Annotated in this window: 16 protein-coding genes; 8 read left to right on the top strand and 8 right to left on the bottom strand. The window is 64.3% G+C overall.

Translation table 11 applies throughout. From position 1 onward, the window contains the following. The first annotated feature begins 100 nt into the window (after nucleotides 1-100). Nucleotides 101-490: a hypothetical protein gene (locus FG91_RS01705; RefSeq protein WP_052187201.1), complete on the top strand. Its 390-nt coding sequence runs from the start codon at nucleotides 101-103 to the stop codon at nucleotides 488-490. On the opposite strand, the gene FG91_RS01700 is transcribed toward FG91_RS01705, so the two are convergent. After that, entirely contained in the window at nucleotides 487-942 is a 456-nt protein-coding gene (locus FG91_RS01700) for a universal stress protein (RefSeq protein WP_037510956.1), read from the bottom strand. The two genes, FG91_RS01705 and FG91_RS01700, sit on opposite strands and share 4 nt — an antisense overlap. Before the next feature lie 160 nt (nucleotides 943-1,102). Between FG91_RS01700 and FG91_RS01695 the strand changes: the two genes are divergently transcribed. The 5 genes from FG91_RS01695 to FG91_RS01680 all read left to right on the top strand — a co-directional run bounded on the left by FG91_RS01695 (nucleotide 1,103) and on the right by FG91_RS01680 (nucleotide 6,613). After that, nucleotides 1,103-2,410, top strand: coding sequence for a pyruvate dehydrogenase complex dihydrolipoamide acetyltransferase (locus FG91_RS01695; protein ID WP_037510954.1), 1,308 nt, complete (start codon nucleotides 1,103-1,105; stop codon nucleotides 2,408-2,410). After that, nucleotides 2,407-3,099 carry a hypothetical protein gene (locus FG91_RS21610; protein WP_152567956.1) on the top strand — a complete coding sequence of 231 codons (693 nt, stop codon included), beginning with the start codon at nucleotides 2,407-2,409 and terminating at the stop codon, nucleotides 3,097-3,099. The genes FG91_RS01695 and FG91_RS21610 overlap by 4 nt, the downstream gene beginning before the upstream one ends. After that, nucleotides 3,089-4,483, top strand: a complete 1,395-nt coding sequence (gene lpdA / locus FG91_RS01690; protein ID WP_037510951.1) for a dihydrolipoyl dehydrogenase — start codon at nucleotides 3,089-3,091, stop codon at nucleotides 4,481-4,483. Before FG91_RS21610 ends, lpdA begins: the two co-directional genes overlap by 11 nt. 97 nt (nucleotides 4,484-4,580) lie before the next feature. Beyond that, nucleotides 4,581-5,204, top strand: a complete 624-nt coding sequence (locus tag FG91_RS20785; RefSeq protein WP_052187200.1) for a phosphatase PAP2 family protein — start codon at nucleotides 4,581-4,583, stop codon at nucleotides 5,202-5,204. 86 nt (nucleotides 5,205-5,290) lie between these two features. Beyond that, a complete protein-coding gene (locus tag FG91_RS01680) occupies nucleotides 5,291-6,613 on the top strand; it encodes a Xaa-Pro dipeptidase (protein ID WP_037510950.1) in 1,323 nt (440 codons plus the stop codon). A 3-nt stretch (nucleotides 6,614-6,616) separates the two neighbouring features. Here FG91_RS01680 and FG91_RS01675 read toward each other — a convergent pair whose 3' ends face one another. After that, nucleotides 6,617-7,399: a tyrosine-protein phosphatase gene (locus FG91_RS01675; protein ID WP_235211902.1), complete on the bottom strand. Its 783-nt coding sequence runs from the start codon at nucleotides 7,397-7,399 to the stop codon at nucleotides 6,617-6,619. After that, complete coding sequence (locus FG91_RS01670) at nucleotides 7,399-8,202, bottom strand: crotonase/enoyl-CoA hydratase family protein (RefSeq protein WP_037510948.1); 804 nt, start codon at nucleotides 8,200-8,202, stop codon at nucleotides 7,399-7,401. Before FG91_RS01670 ends, FG91_RS01675 begins: the two co-directional genes overlap by 1 nt. Nucleotides 8,203-8,253: 51 nt before the next feature. Between FG91_RS01670 and FG91_RS01665 the strand changes: the two genes are divergently transcribed. Together FG91_RS01665 and FG91_RS01660 are read left to right on the top strand one after the other, a co-directional pair. Continuing rightward, nucleotides 8,254-9,393 carry an acyl-CoA dehydrogenase family protein gene (locus FG91_RS01665; RefSeq protein WP_037510946.1) on the top strand — a complete coding sequence of 380 codons (1,140 nt, stop codon included), beginning with the start codon at nucleotides 8,254-8,256 and terminating at the stop codon, nucleotides 9,391-9,393. Beyond that, nucleotides 9,390-10,091: an acyl-CoA dehydrogenase family protein gene (locus tag FG91_RS01660; RefSeq protein WP_052187198.1), complete on the top strand. Its 702-nt coding sequence runs from the start codon at nucleotides 9,390-9,392 to the stop codon at nucleotides 10,089-10,091. Before FG91_RS01665 ends, FG91_RS01660 begins: the two co-directional genes overlap by 4 nt. 3 nt (nucleotides 10,092-10,094) lie before the next feature. Here the strand turns inward: FG91_RS01660 and FG91_RS01655 are convergent, their stop codons facing one another. The 5 genes from FG91_RS01655 to FG91_RS01635 are packed head-to-tail and all read right to left on the bottom strand — an operon-like array spanning nucleotide 10,095 to nucleotide 15,607. Further along, entirely contained in the window at nucleotides 10,095-11,225 is a 1,131-nt protein-coding gene (locus FG91_RS01655) for a CaiB/BaiF CoA transferase family protein (RefSeq protein WP_037510945.1), read from the bottom strand. Nucleotides 11,226-11,238: 13 nt separating this feature from the next. Beyond that, nucleotides 11,239-12,489, bottom strand: coding sequence for an acetyl-CoA C-acetyltransferase (locus FG91_RS01650; RefSeq protein ID WP_037510943.1), 1,251 nt, complete (start codon nucleotides 12,487-12,489; stop codon nucleotides 11,239-11,241). Between the two features lie 26 nt (nucleotides 12,490-12,515). Further along, nucleotides 12,516-13,298, bottom strand: coding sequence for an SDR family NAD(P)-dependent oxidoreductase (locus tag FG91_RS01645; RefSeq protein ID WP_037510940.1), 783 nt, complete (start codon nucleotides 13,296-13,298; stop codon nucleotides 12,516-12,518). A 12-nt stretch (nucleotides 13,299-13,310) separates the two neighbouring features. Continuing rightward, on the bottom strand, nucleotides 13,311-14,516 hold the full coding sequence (locus FG91_RS01640) for an acyl-CoA dehydrogenase family protein (RefSeq protein WP_037510937.1): 1,206 nt from the start codon (nucleotides 14,514-14,516) through the stop codon (nucleotides 13,311-13,313). Then, on the bottom strand, nucleotides 14,513-15,607 hold the full coding sequence (locus FG91_RS01635) for an acyl-CoA dehydrogenase family protein (protein ID WP_037510935.1): 1,095 nt from the start codon (nucleotides 15,605-15,607) through the stop codon (nucleotides 14,513-14,515). The genes FG91_RS01640 and FG91_RS01635 overlap by 4 nt, the downstream gene beginning before the upstream one ends. Nucleotides 15,608-15,658: the final 51 nt, after the last annotated feature.

Below are 15,658 nucleotides of genomic sequence, written 5' to 3'. Positions count from 1 at the left end.
GGAGAGCTATACCTCCGCCTTCCTCTTTTCCATTACCTCCGGCGTAATCGACGCCATTCCTTTTCGAGTCCAGTTTGAGGGGGTCGAAAGGAGAACCCAAATGTCGATCCTCAACCTGAAGAACATCCTCGTCGCCGACGCCATCACCTGCGGAGGCGTTTTTGCCATCGGCCTCTTCGCCGCCGCGCCCGTCGGCGCGCTGCTCGGGCTGCCCGAAAATGTCGTGGCGATCGGCGGCTGGATCTGCCTCGCCGCCGCGCTCCTAATGATCGTCGCCGCGCGGCAGGCAGTGCCGAATCCAGCGCTGGTCAAGCTCATCGCGCTCGGCAATCTCGGCTGGGTCGCGGCGAGCTTCGCCGTGGTCGCGACCTTTGCCGCGCAGATGACCGGCCTTGGCATCGCGGTTATCGTCGCACAAGCCTTCGGCGTGCTCGGCTTCGCCATCCTCGAATGGAAAGACGCGGGCGCGCCGCGTAGCCTTGTCGTCTAACTCAGCGCATCGAGCCGGGCGATATCGATCCCGCCCGGCACCAGCATCACCGGACAGGAAAGCGTCCCCGCATCCTGTCCGGTGAAATGCGCGACCAGCGGCCCCGGCGCGCCGCTCGCTGCCGTCGCGAGCACCAGCGCCGCAATCTCGTCGCTCGCACCGATCACTTCGCGCACCACCTCGGCGGGCTTGCCCGACTTCACCATGATCTGCGGCGTGACGCCCGCTTCCTGCACCACCGCATCGGCGGCCGCCGCCACCAGTTCCTCAGCATGTTCGCGCGCCTCGGCCTCGATCGTCGCCTGGACGCCGCCGAATGCGACGAAATCCTGCGGCGGGATAATCGCCAGCACCATCACGCCGCCGCCCGTCCGCGCCGCGCGACGCGCGGCAAAGCGCAGCGCCAGCGTCGCTTCCGGGCTGTTGTCGATCACCACCAGATATGTCCGCATCACCCCGACCCCTCGTGTTTTTGCTTGGGGCGAAGAGTGCGTCACATTCGTATGAAACGCAAGTTGGCCCGCTAGACCTTGACCGACGCAGGGCTTATGGCGAGGAAGAATCCGTAGCGGCAGGCCCACGCCTGCAAGACTGACAGGGACAAGCCTGAATATGCCAATCGAACTCAAAATGCCCGCTCTCTCGCCGACGATGGAGGAGGGCACGCTTGCCAAATGGCTGGTCAAGGAAGGCGACACGGTCAAATCGGGCGACCTGCTCGCCGAGATCGAGACCGACAAGGCGACGATGGAGTTCGAAGCGATCGACGAAGGCGTCGTCAGCCAGATTCTCGTCGCCGAAGGCACCGACAATGTGAAGGTCGGCACCGTGATCGCGGTAATCGCGGGTGAGGGCGAAGATGCCGGGAGCGCGAAAGCTGCTCCAGCACCCGCCCCCGCTGCGGCTCCCGCTGCTGAACCGAAGGCCGAAGCGCCCGCGCCCGCCGCTGCGCCTGCGCCGACGCCCGCACCGGCTCCGGCAGCCGCCCCCGCCGCGTCGGGCGACCGCATCAAGGCCAGCCCGCTCGCCAAGCGCCTCGCCGCCGAACAGGGCATCGACCTCAAGAGCCTGACCGGCACCGGCCCGGGTGGCCGCATCGTAAAGGCCGACCTTGAAGGCGCGCCCGCTGGTGCCGCGGCGCCTGCCGCAACCGCCGCGCCGGCTCCCGCCGCCGCCGCTCCGGCAGCAGTCCCCGCACCGGCCACCGCCGGCGCCATCCCCGATTTCGGCATCCCGCACGAGGACACAAAGCTGTCGGGCATGCGCAAGACGATCGCGCGCCGCCTGACGGAATCGATGCAGCAATCGCCGCACATCTACCTCACCGTCGACATCCGCCTCGACGCGCTGCTCAAGCTGCGCGGCGAGCTCAACGCCAGCCTCGAAAGCCGCGGCGTCAAGCTCAGCGTGAACGACATGCTGATCAAGGCGCTCGCGGTCGCGCTCGAACGCGTGCCCGCGTGCAACGTCAGCTTCGGCGGCGATGTGATGCGCCAGTACAAGCGTGCCGACATCTCGGTCGCGGTCAGCATCCCGGGCGGCTTGATCACCCCGATCATCGTCGACGCCGGCGGCAAGTCGATGTCGAAAATCTCGACCGAAATGTCCGAGCTTGCGGCGAAGGCGAAGGAAGGCAAGCTCCAGCCCAACGAATATCAGGGCGGCACCGCCTCGATCTCGAACATGGGCATGATGGGGATCAAGCAGTTCACCGCGGTGATCAACCCGCCGCAGGGCATGATCATGGCGATCGGCGCGGGCGAGAAGCGGCCTTATATTGTCGACGACGCGCTCGCGATCGCGACCGTCATGTCGGCAACGGGCAGCTTCGACCACCGCGCGATCGACGGCGCAGATGGCGCGCTCTTGATGAAGACGTTCAAGGAACTGGTGGAGAACCCGCTGGGGCTGGTGGCGTGAGTGCAGGCGGCGACAGCGATTTCGAAGACGACTATTACGTTTCTCTGCTTCCTACCGAGCATTTTAACCGCTTTTGGGAGCACCAGCATAAGGTGACCCAGTTCGGGCATTTCGTTAGCCGGTCTCTTGTGGATTCTAAAAGCATAAACACTCGGGGAAGCGCATTTGATAGCAACTACGAGGCGTTGGAGTATAATAATCGCCTTCTTTTTACGAGAATTTTGGATAATTTTCAAACATTTGTGACGGAAATTATTTCCGCCTGTATGCAGAAAAACCCCAAGATGCTCGGCGCCTATACATTGAAGGCCGAAATACTTTTTCAGTATGATGATCTTGGAGAGTTGCGAAAACTAGCTGTTGAACAGATGGCCACAAAATTCTCATATATGAATATCGCTGACTTGGATGATGAACTGAGATCTCGTTTTGGATTTCCTCTTTTTGAGAGAAAAATAACAAAGCTTAGGATTAAGAGACTTGTCGAAATAAGGAACGCGATAGTTCACAATAGAGGATTAAAAAGCAGCAACTTTGTTAAACGAGTTGGCGCGAAAGTTGATCGAATAGGTGATGAAATTGCGTTTGCACACCCTGCCGACGTGGGTTCTTATATTGAACGCATTGCCGAAGATGTAGATCAACGAGCGAAACTTCATTTTGGGTTGGAACCAGAACATGACTCTTGAATACGACCTCATCGTCCTCGGCTCGGGACCCGGCGGCTATGTCGCGGCGATCCGCGCGGCGCAGCTGGGTCTGAAAACCGCGATCGTCGAGCGCGAGAATCTCGGGGGCATCTGCCTCAACTGGGGCTGTATCCCGACGAAGGCGCTGCTGCGCTCGGCCGAAATCTATCATTATATGCAGCATGCGGGCGACTATGGCCTCGTCGCGGCGCAGATCAGCGCCGACATCGACGCTGTGGTGAAACGTAGCCGCGGCGTTGCGAAGCAGCTCAGCCAGGGCGTCGCCTTCCTGATGAAGAAGCACAAGATCACCGTCCATATGGGCGAGGGCAAGCTGACCGCGCCGGGCAAGCTGGAGGTCAAGGGCGAGAAGGGCACCGAAACCCTTTCCGCCAAGAATATCATCGTCGCAACGGGCGCCCGCGCCCGCGACCTGCCGTTCGCGCCCGCCGACGGCAAGCGCATCTGGACCTATCGCCACGCGCTCGTCCCGCCCGAAATGCCGAAGAAGCTGCTCGTCATCGGATCGGGCGCGATCGGGATCGAGTTCGCGAGCTTCTATAGCGACATGGGCGTCGACGTTACCGTCGTCGAAATGCTCGACCGTCTCGTCCCCGTCGAGGATGCCGACGTGTCGGCCTTCCTTGAGAAGGCGCTCAAGAAGCAGGGCATGACGATCTACACCGGCGCCGGCGTCGAAGAACTGAAGGCGACCGCGACCGGCGTGACCGCCAAGATCAAGACCAAGGACGGCAAGACCGAAAGCGCCGAATTCAGCCACGCGATCGTCGCGATCGGCATCGTCCCGAACACCGAGAATATCGGGCTCGAAGCGCTCGGCGTGAAGACGACCAAGGGCCATATCGACACCGACGCGATGTGCCGCACCAACGTCCCCGGCATCTGGGCGATCGGAGACGTCACCGCGCCGCCGTGGCTCGCGCACAAGGCGATGCACGAATCGGTGATCGCGGTCGAGGCGATCGCGGGCAATCACCCGCACGCGATGGACCCGCGCAATATCCCGGGCTGCACCTATTGCCGCCCGCAGATCGCCAGCGTCGGTCTTACCGAAGCGAAGGCGAAGGAGCTGGGTTACGAGGTCAAAGCCGGCACCTTCCCCTTCATCGGCAATGGCAAGGCGATTGCGCTGGGCGAATCCGAGGGCTTCACCAAGACCGTGTTCGACGCGAAGACCGGCGAATTGCTGGGCGCGCACATGATCGGCGCCGAAGTCACCGAGCTCATTCAGGGCTATACGATCGGCAAGACCGCCGAACTGGTCGAGGATGATTTCATCGGCACCGTCTTCCCGCATCCGACGCTCAGCGAAACGATGCACGAAGGCGTGCTCGCGGCGTTCGGACGGCCGCTGCATATTTGATCTTCACCAACCTCGTCATTCCCGCGAAAGCGGGAACCCAGCGAGCTGACGTTTGCAACTGGGTTCCCGCTTTCGCGGGAATGACGAAGGGGGCCATGTGACAGCCAAATTCAATCGCTTTCCTGCCATCGCGGCAGCGCTCCTCCTCGCTGTCGCCCTGCTCGGCTTCGCGGTCGGAGCGGGTTGGACCGAGACTGCCGACTGGCAAATCTCGCACACGCTCGCGATCCGCGTCGATGAACGCGATCCCGCTTTCATCGCCTTCATGCAAGGCGCGAGCTGGATCGGCGGCGGCACGCCGCGCTGGATCATCGTGATCCTGCTGTGCGGCCTCGTCTGGCACTGGTGCGGCCCGCGCTGCGCCGTCGCGCTCGGCGGCGCGTCGCTGCTCTCCAACCTCGCCTCCAGCCTGCTGAAACTCGGCTTCGGCCGTGCCCGTCCCGACCTGATCGACCACCTCGATCATCAGACGAGCTATTCCTACCCCAGCGGTCACGCGACGAGCGCCGCTGCCGTCTACCTATTGCTCGCCTGGCTCGCCCCGCCACGCTGGCGGCCATACGCCTGGACGCTCGCGGCGGCGATGATCATCCTCAACGGCTTCTCGCGCATCATGCTCGGCGTCCATTGGGCGAGCGACATCGCTGGCGGCACGATGCTCGGCGCCGCCTTCGCGCTGCTCGGCGTCTGGTGGGTCGCAAGGCACCGGGCGACCGCCTGACGCATTTTCCGCTGTCCTATTTCGCACCGCTTTGCCATCACGATATCCGGGCACCAACAACAGGCGGGTAAAACATGCAATCGCGAATGAAGTTCGGCAGTTTTCTGCGGGGAATCGCTTTGGGCTCGACGGCGCTTTTCGCCGCCTCGATCGCCCCCGCAAAGGCGCAGGAAGATGCCGGCCAGACCGTCATCACCGCCGCGCGCTATATCGACGTTCTGACCGGCAAGACGGTTGAGTTTCCTGCAATCTTCGTCGGCGCCGACGGCCGCATCACGAACATCGCCGATGCGCGCACCGTGCGCTGGGGATCGAATGTCAAACATGTCGACCTCGGCGACAAGACGCTCGTCCCGGGCCTGATCGACATGCACGTCCATCTCGACGGCCCCGCCGACATCGGCGGCTATCGCGGCCTCGAGTTCACCGACAGTTTCTGGGGCATGACCGCGGTCAAAAATGCGAACGACATGCTCGGCGCGGGCTTCACCACGGTTCGCAATGTCGGGTCGGACAACCGCAACGATATCGGGCTCAAGCAGGCGATCGACGCCGGCTATGCGACCGGCCCGCGCATCGTCCCCGCTGGCTATGCGCTCGGCGCGACCGGGGGGCATTGCGACAGCACCTTCCTGCCGCCCAGCCTCGAAAAGAAGGACGGCAAGGAAGAGGGGATCGGCGACACGCCCGAAGAACTGCGCTTCCAGGTCCGCCGCCAACGCAAATATGGCGCCGAGGTGATCAAGGTCTGCGCGACGGGCGGTGTCTTCTCGCGCAACACCGAACCCGGCCAGTTGCAGGTGTCCGAAAAGGAACTCGCCGCCATCGCCGACGAGGCGCATCAATGGGGCCTTCGCGTCGCCGCGCACGCGCATGGCGCATCGGGGATCCGCGCCGCGATTGCCGCGGGCATCGACACGATCGAGCATGTCAGCCTGGTCGACGACGAGGGCATCCGCATGGCGCTCGCACGCAAGCAGCCGGTGTGGTTCTCGATGGATATCTACAACACCGAATATACGCAGGCCGAAGGCGCGAAGAATGGCGTGCTCGAGGATAATCTGCGCAAGGACCGCGAAGTCGCCCAGATCCAGCGCGACAATTTCCGCAAAGCGGTGAAGGCCGGGGTGCGCATGGTGTTCGGCTCCGACGCGGGCGTGATGCCGCACGGGCAGGTCGGCGGCCAGTTCCGCGTCATGGTCGAATATGGGATGACCCCGCTGCAGGCGATCCAGGCCGCGACGAAAAACGCCGCCGAGGCGCTCGGCCGTGAGAAGGACGTCGGCGCGATCGCGGTCGGGCGCTACGCCGACATCGTTGCGGTCGACGGCAATCCGCTGACCGACGTGCGCCAGCTCGAAAGCGTCGACGCAGTGGTGAAGGGCGGGGTGCTCGTCAGGGGCAAATAGCCCCTACAGCACCAGCCGGTCGACCAATGCTTCGCGCATTTCGGGCGTGAAGTTCAGCACCGCCTCGGCATAGGTCGGGATATCGCCGTGATCGCGCCGCACGGTGGCGAGCGCGGCGTCGAGATAGGCGGGGTTGACCGACATCAGCGCGCGGATCGCATCGTCGTGGATTTCGGCGCCGTAACGCGAGCGGATATGCGCCGCGCCCTGAGCGATGCGTTCCTCGATCTTGCCCGCAGTGTTGGTGAGGAGATAGTCCTGCATCAGGTCGTCCTCATGCACCCCGAGCAACCGGTGGACGATCGCGACCGCGAACCCGGTGCGGTCCTTGCCCGCCACACAGTGGACCAGGCTGGGCGCATCATATTCGGAGAGCGCCGACAGATAGAGCCGCAGCGTCGCGACGAGCGCGGGGCGATAGGGCATGCCGGCATAGGTATCGATCATCCGCTCGCGCGCCGTCTCGACGTCGATCGTCCCGCCCGCCGCCTGCAAATGCGGCGCGAGCCCGGCGGTAATGCCCCCCGCAAACAGCACGCGCGCCGAAAAATTGTCCGAGCGCCGGCACGGATGCAGCTCGCGCTCGTCGTCACCGCGCAGGTCGATCACCGTCTCGAGCCCCAGCGTATCGAGTGCGTCCAGATCATCGTCGGTCGCCGCCTCATGGTGCGCCGAGCGCCAGAGCGTCCCGTCGCGCAGCCGCCCGCCACCCTCGACCGCGTAACCGCCATAGTCCCGGAAATTGTGGACGCCGGCCAGTGGCAGGACACGCTCGGCAATCATCATCATTCTCCTGTAAACACCGGCGGACGCTTTTCGACGAACGCGTTGATCGCCTCGCGGTTGTCCGCGGTTTCATGGACGATCGCCTGATAGGCTGCACTAAGTTCCAAAATATCGCTCATCCGGCTGTGCTGCGCCTCGCGCAGCAAACGCTTCGTCAGACGCAGCGCGCGCGGCGGGTTGCAGACGATCCGCTCGGCAATGGCGATTGCACGGTCGAGCAGTTCCGCATCGGGCACGACGTCCGTGACCAGACCATATTCCTTTGCCTGCACCGCGTCAAAGCGGTCCCCGGTCAGGAACAGTTCGGCGGCACGCGGATAGCCGAGCACCTTCTGGAGCAGCCACGCCCCGCCGTCGCCCGGGACGATGCCGACCTTAATAAAGCTGCACGCGAATTTCGCGCTCTCGGCGGCAATGCGGATATCGCACGTGCAGGCAAGGTCGCAGCCAAGCCCGATCGCATGGCCGTTGACCGCGGCGATCATCGGCACTTCGCAGTCCATCAGCGCGCGGATCACCGCCTGCACGCCCTTGCGATAATTGGCGCGGGTGGAATCGGGTTGGTCGAGCACGCCGATGCCTTGGCGATCCTGCATACCCTTGAGGTTACCGCCCGCGCTGAACGCCTTGCCGCTGCCGGTCAGGATGATCGCGCTAACGCTGCGGTCGTCGCCGAGGGTACGGAGCGTATCGATGATGTCCTGACAATCTTCGTGAGTGCCGATCGCATTCATGCTCTCGGGCTTGATCATCGTCAGGATCGCGATCTTGCCCCGCCGCTCGACACTCAGAAATTCGCCCATCTTCAATTATCCTTTGCTGACTAACCAAAGCTATTGCATGGCTGGTGCGACATGCAAGGCTTTGCGCTCTATCCTTTCGATCCGCCCGGCGACATTGCCGCACTGCGCGCCGATTTGCGGGCATGGCTTGCGTCGAACCAGCCGCAGGACGACGTGGTTTCTCGGGCGAACTGCTGGGCAAGTTTCGATCCCGATTTCAGCCGCGCATTGGGTGCGGCGGGGTACATCGGCATGACATTGCCGGCGCGATATGGCGGCCGCGACCGGCATCCGCTCGAACGCTATGTCGTGATCGAGGAACTGCTCGCGGCTGGCGCCCCGGTCGGCGCGCACTGGATCGCCGATCGCCAGACCGGCCCGCTGATCCTGCGTTACGGCAGCGAAGAACAGCGGCAGCGCTACTTGCCGGGCATCGCGAAGGGCGAGCTTTACGCCTGCATCGGCCTGTCCGAACCCAGCGCCGGCTCCGATCTCGCCGCTGTTCGCACGAGCGCGCGCGAAACGGCAGAGGGCTGGCGAGTCAATGGCCAGAAGATATGGACCACCGGCGCGCACCTGTCGCACGTCATGCTGACGCTGGTGCGGACCGAGGAAGGCAGCGAGCGCAACGCCGGGCTCAGCCAGTTGCTGATCGACCTCGATACCGCCGGCATCACGATCCGGCCGATCATCGATATGGCGGGCAACCATGACTTCAACGAAGTCTTTTTCGACGATGTGCTCGTACCGCACGGCGCGCTCGTCGGCGAACGGGGGCAGGGATGGAAGCAGGTCACCGCCGAACTCGGGCTCGAGCGCTCGGGTCCCGAACGCTATCTGTCGAGCCACGCGCTGCTCGTCGCGCTGATTGACGCAACGGGTCCCGATCCTGACCCGGCGCTCGCGACTTTGATCGGTGAACTCACCGCCGAGATGTGGACGCTGCGCCAACTCTCGATGTCGACCGCGGCGAAGCTTGCCGCCGGCGAGGATCCGATGGTCGAAGCGTCGGTCGTCAAGGAACTCGGCAATGCCTTTGAACAGGATATGCCGCGCCGGGTGCAGGCGATTGTGACAAGCGGCTGGGACGATGAAAATGATCTCGCGAAACTGCTCCGCGCCCTCCTCATCGCATCGCCCAGCTTCTCGCTGCGCGGCGGAACGCGCGAGGTGATCCGCGGGATCATCGCACGCGGGTTGGGCCTCCGATGAGCGCGGCACGCGACATGCTCTGCGATACGGCACGCGCGGTCTTCGCTGAAGCCGTGACGGCGGGGATTGCGCCGGTCGAGGAGGCGGGTTTCGGATTGTTGCTGGTTCCCGAGGAAGAAAATGGTTTCGGCGGCGACTGGGGCGACGTGAACGCGGTGCTGCAAATCGCCGGTGTGGTCGTTCCCGACCTCCCGGTCGCCGAGTTGATCGCAGGTGAAGCGTATCAGCCTGCGGCAACGGTGAGTCTGATGGCGGGCGCGATGGGGCAGGCGCTCACACTCTCGATCGACCATGTGAACACCCGCCAGCAATTCGGCCGGCCGCTCGGCAAGTTCCAGGCGGTACAGCAATCGCTGGCCGTGATGGCATGCGAAGTCCGCGCGGTCGAGGCGGCGGCTGCGGCGCTGGCGTTGCGGCTCGATGCAGTGGGGCTCGACGCGTCCGCCGCCGATTTCGAAATCGCCGCGGCGAAGCTCCGCGCCAATCGCGCCGTCGGCGTCGTGACCTCGATTGCGCATCAGGTGCACGGTGCGATCGGCTTTACCGAGGAATATCACCTCCACCGCGTGACCGTCCCGCTGATGCGCTGGCGCGGGGCGCACGGAAATGATGCCTTTTGGGCGGCGCGGCTGGGCCGTCAGGTTGCCGCGCTTGGCGGGCACGGTCTCTGGGAAGCGATGACCGCGCGCGGGGCTTAGGCGTTAGCGCAGCGCGCCGCCTTCGCGGAGGGCGATGATCTTTTCGGCATCATAACCCAGCCTCGCCAACACCGCGTCACCATCGGCGCCGACCGCCGGCGCCGGGCGCGGCGTGTCGTTGACCGTCGCCGAATAGCGCGGGGCAGGTGCGGGCTGCACCGCGCCGCCGACCGTCAGAAAGGTCTCGCGCTCGACATTGTGCGGATGCTGTGGCGCTTCCCTCAGCGACAGGATCGGCGCGAAGCAGACGTCGGTCATCTCCATGATCGCGCACCATTCGTCGCGCGTCTTCGTCTTGAACAGCGCGGTCAGCTTTTCCTTCAGCACACCCCATTTCGACGGGTCCAGCTGCGCATCGAAATCGGGATCGTCGACCAGCCCGGTCTTCTCACGCAGCAGCGCATAGAATTGCGGCTCGATCGACCCGATCGAGATATATTTGTCATCGGAACAGGCATAGCTGTCGTAAAAATGCGCCGCGCCGTCGAGCATGTTGACGCCGGCTTCGTCCTTGAGCCGGCCTGCGGCGTGGAAGCCCCACGTCATGCCCGCGAGCAGCGCCGAGCCGTCGGTCATCGCGCAATCGATCACCTGACCCTCGCCGGTCTTGGCGGCGTGGACAAGTGCGTTCGACATGCCGAAGGCGAGCATCATCCCGCCGCCGCCAAAATCGCCGACATAATTGACCGGCGGGACGGGCTTTTCACCCGCGCGCCCGATGCCGTGGAGGACGCCCGACAGCGAGATATAGTTGATGTCGTGTCCCGCCGCCTGCGCATAGGGGCCGAACTGGCCCCAGCCGGTCATCCGGCCGTAAACGAGCTTCGGATTGTCGACGAGCAGGACTTCCGGCCCGAGCCCGAGCCGTTCCATCACCCCCGGCCGATAGCCCTCGATGATCCCGTCGGCGCTTTTGCACAGCTCGCGCGCGATCTGCACGGCCGCGGGATTTTTCATATCGAGCGCAATCGACGTGCGGTTGCGGCTCAGCGGATCACGCGGGTCCATAAAGCCGCCGGGGCGGTCGATACGGATCACCTCGGCGCCATGGTCGGCGAGCATCATGCCGCAAAAGGGACCGGGACCGATCCCGGCAAATTCGACAATCCTTATGCCTTTGAGCGGTCCCGTCATGTCAGCCTCCCGCTCAGATACGTTCGATGATGATCGCGGGTGCCATGCCGCCCGCGGCGCACATGGTGACGAGGCCATAGCGGCCGCCCGAACGTTCGAGTTCGTCGAGCGCGGTGCCGATCAGGATCGACCCCGTCGCGCCGATCGGATGGCCGAGCGCCATCGCGCCGCCGTTGATGTTCACCTTCTCGCGGTCGAGGTCGAGATCGCGGATGAACTTCTCAGCAACGACCGAGAAGGCTTCGTTGATTTCCCAGACGTCGATGTCTTCCTTTTTGAGGCCGGCCTTTTCGAGCACCTTCTTCGCCGCCGGAACGGGGGCATTGAGCATCAGCGTCGGATCATCGCCAATATTGGCATAGGCGACGACGCGGGCACGCGGCTTCAGGCCATGCTTGTCGGCATATTCCTTCGACGTCAGGAGCAGCGCCGCGGCGCCGTCCACGACACCCGACGAGTTGCCGGCGTGGTGGAAATGCTGGATTTCGACATCGGGATAGCGGCGGTTGACCTGCTTGCGGAAGGTGAAGCCGCCGCCGAGGTCGAAATCGGCAAGGCCCGTGAAGGCGGGCTTCAGCGAGGCAAGCCCCTCGGCGGTGGTTTCAGGACGCGGGAACTCCTCATGGTCGAGCGCAACGCTGCCGTCGGGATTGAGAACCGGCACCACCGACTTCGCGAAACGGCCTTCCTTGATCGCGCGGTCGGCGCGTTGCTGGCTGACCAGCGCGAGCGCGTCGAGCGCTTCGCGGCTGATACCCTCGATCGTCGCGATCGCATCGCCGCAGACACCCTGATGCGATTGCGGGTGGAGTTCGTCGAGCGCTTCGTGGCCCGACCCCATCAACCGCGGCGGCAGGCCGGCGTTCGCCTGTTCGGCAGCGTAAGCCGTGGTATAGCTCATCATCTCGGTGCCGCCCGCGATCACGCAATCTTCCATGCCGCTCATCACGCTGGCGGCGGCGAAGTTCACCGAGCTGATCCCGCCGCCGCAAAAGCGGTCGAGCGTCGTCCCGCTCGCCTTGGTGTCATAGCCCGCCGACAGCGCCGCCATGCGGCCGAGGTCGCCGCCCTGCTTGCCATTTTGCGACGACGTCGACCAGACGATGTCATCAACCGTCGCGGTGTCGAGATTGTTGCGGTCGCGGATCGCGGCGAGCACCGTCGCGGCCAGATGCTGGGGGTGAAGATGCGACAAGGCACCCTTGCCGGGCTTGCCGACTCCGCGGGGGGTGCGAACGGCGTCGATGATATAGGCTTCGGCCATGATGAAATTCCTTTCGGTCGGGGAGATTAACGGGGGGCCATGCGGATCGCGCCGTCGAGGCGGACCGCCTGGCCGTTGAAATAATTGTTGCGCACCATTTCCATCGCGAGGCTCGCATATTCCTCAGCCTTGCCGAGGCGCTTGGGGAAGGGGACCGAGGCTTCGAGGCTCTCCTTCACCTTCGGATTCATATTGCCGAGCAGCGGGGTTCCGAACACACCGGGCATGATCGAATTGACCCGAATGCCAAGGTCCATCAGGTCGCGCGCCATCGGCAGCACGAGCCCGTTCACGCCCGCCTTGGCCGAGCCATAGATGACCTGCCCGATCTGCGCGTCCTGCGCCGCGACCGACGCAGTGAAGATGATCGCGCCACGTTCTCCATCCTCCAGCTCGGGCAGCGTCGCCATGCCTTCGGCGGCGATCGACCCGATGCGATAGCTCGCGGTCAATATGCCCGCGACGCCATAGGCATAATCTTCGGTCGGGGTTCGGCGGAATTGGCCCGTTTCCTTGTCATAGGCGAGCGTCTTGCCGCGGCGCGAGGTCATCGCGCAATGGACGCAGACGCGCTCCTGTCCCTGCGCGGCGCGCGCCCTGGCATAGCCATCGAGGACCGATTGCTCGTCGGTGATGTCGACATGGACGAACAGCCCGCCGATCGACGCCGCGACCTCTTCGCCGAGCGCGTCGTTGATGTCGAAGATCGTGACCTTCACGCCCAAAGCGGCAAGCGCTTCGGCGGTCGCACGGCCAAGACCCGATGCGCCGCCGGTGACAACTGCCGCAATACTGGAATCGATTTTCATGGGCGCGCCTCCTCAGGCTGGGATCTGGTTGAACGGGATGCCCTTGTCGGGGCGATGGTCCTGCGGCAGGCCAAGGACCTTCTCCGCAATCGTGTTGAGCAACGTCTCGTCCGATCCCCCCGCGATGCGGCCGGTGGGGGCGTTGATCCAGCTCGACGCCCAATCCTCCTTTTGCGAGGCATGTTCGTCGAAGAGGAAGCCGTCGCTGCCCTGCAGGTCGATGGCAAGCTCGGACAATTTCTGGCGCGAGCGCACCGCGACCAGCTTATTGAGCGAGCCTTCGGGTCCCGGTATCATCCCCGCCTGCATCATCAGCCGCGCGCGCACATTGATCGAATCGAGCCCCGAACGCATCGCATGGTTGCGCGCGATCTGTTGCCGGATTCGGCCATCCTCGATCGCTGGACGACCATTGAGCTGCACCTCTTTCGCCAGCTCGACGAACAGGTCGAGATGCGGACCGAAGCCCGCGCTGTCAGTCGCGACATAGCGTTCGATCATCAGCGTCGCGATCGCGACAGCAAAGCCCCCGCCGACCGGCGACATGCGGTGATCGTCGGTGATTTTCACATCGTCGAAGAACACCTCGTTGACGTGACTGTCACCGCCCGCAAGCTTGATCGGGCGCACGGTGACGCCCGGCGCCTTCATGTCGACCCAGAAATAGGTGAGGCCCTTATGCTTCGGCACATTGGGATCGGTGCGCACGACGATGACCCCATAGTCGCTATAATGCGCCCAGCTGGTCCACACTTTCTGCCCGTTGATCTTCCACCCGTTGCCATCGGGTTCAGCCTTGGTGCGCAGGCCCGCAAGGTCCGACCCGCCCGACGGTTCGGAAAAGAGCTGGCACCAGATTTCCTCGCCCTGTAACGCCTTCAGTACGCGTTCCTTGACGAACTCCTTGTCGCTGCCGAACTGCATCAGCACGGGCACGGGCATGCCGAGCGAGATGCCGAAGTAGAAGCTCGGGAAGCCGTGCTTCATTTCCTCGGCGTCGAAGGTCACCTTTTCGAGATGGCCGAGGCCCTGGCCGCCATATTCGACAGGCCAGTTGATCCCGGCATAGCCCGCGTCGAACTTCGCCTTCTGGTAACGGCGGCCGAGCGCAAGGTCATCGGCTTCGGACAGCCCCTTGCGCGCATCGCGGCCAAAGGTCGGCGCCATCGAGGCGAGCCAGGCCGCGGCCTTGGCCCGATAGGCTTCTAGATCGCTCATGCGGCTTCTCCTGCCAGCCGGTCGACGAGGACATCTTCCCAGAACAGGCTGCTGCCCTGCTCGATCGCGAGGCTGCGCGCGCGGCGCATATGGAGGTGCAGGCCGATTTCCCACGTCACGCCAATGCCGCCATGAATCTGGATGCAATCGCGTGCCGCCGTGTCATAGGCCTCGGTCGCTGACAGACGCGCCGCGGCCGCGGCGGTGATGAAATCGGCCGCGCCTTCGCACGCCGCAGCATGGACGCAGTTCGCGCGCGCCAGTTCGACGAGCCCGTAAAGCTCGGCGATACGATGCTTCACCGACTGGAAAGCGCCGATCGGCTGGCCGAAGGCGCGGCGGGTGAGGGCATAATCGCGCGCGATTTCCATCAGCACCTCGGCGCCGCCGGTCTGCTCGTGCGCGGTCACCACGGCCTGCAACGCCAGGATATGGAGCGCGGCGTCGCGGGCTGCGTCGCCGACCGCCAGCGTTTCCGCCGGCGCTCCGGAAAGGTCGAGGTCGGCAATCAGGCGACTGTTATCGAAGCTTGCAACAGCGGAACGCTGTACCCCGGCAAGCTCGACGAGCGCGAGCACCGGCGCGTCCGGACCGTTCGCAAGCACGATCGCAACATCGGCGGCGAGCCCGCCCGACACGCCGCGCGCCGTTCCATCGAGCCGGTCGCTGGCAAAAGTCACATCGGGCCGGCCAGGCAGCACGTCGGGGCCAGCCGAAAAAGCGATCGCGCCGATAAGTTCGCCGCTCGCCAACCCCGGCAACCAGCGAGCCTTTTGCACGTCGGAGCCGAAGAGTTCGATAGCCTTCGCCGCGCCGAAACTCGACGTCAGGAACGGCGCGCCGCTGATGCTGCGACCCGCCTGATGCGCGATCAGACCGAGCTCGACCAGCCCGAGACCGAGGCCACCTTCGGATTCGGGAAGCGCGAGCGCGGTCCAGCCCTGTTCCTTCGCGGTGTCCCAGAACGGCCGATGATATTCGCCGGTGGCTTCGAGCAACGGCAACAGCGCATCCTTGCTGACCCGCGCTTCGAGAACGCGCCGCGACTCGGTCGCGATCGCCTGCTGGCCTTCGTCGTAGAGGATCGTCATGCGCGCACCCGTCCTTCTCCCATCATCTTGTTCCGGCCAGTGAACCGGACG

The organism is Sphingopyxis sp. LC81, from assembly GCF_000756375.1.
GTDB lineage: Bacteria > Pseudomonadota > Alphaproteobacteria > Sphingomonadales > Sphingomonadaceae > Sphingopyxis.
This window is presented reverse-complemented; position numbering and strand designations above follow the sequence as displayed.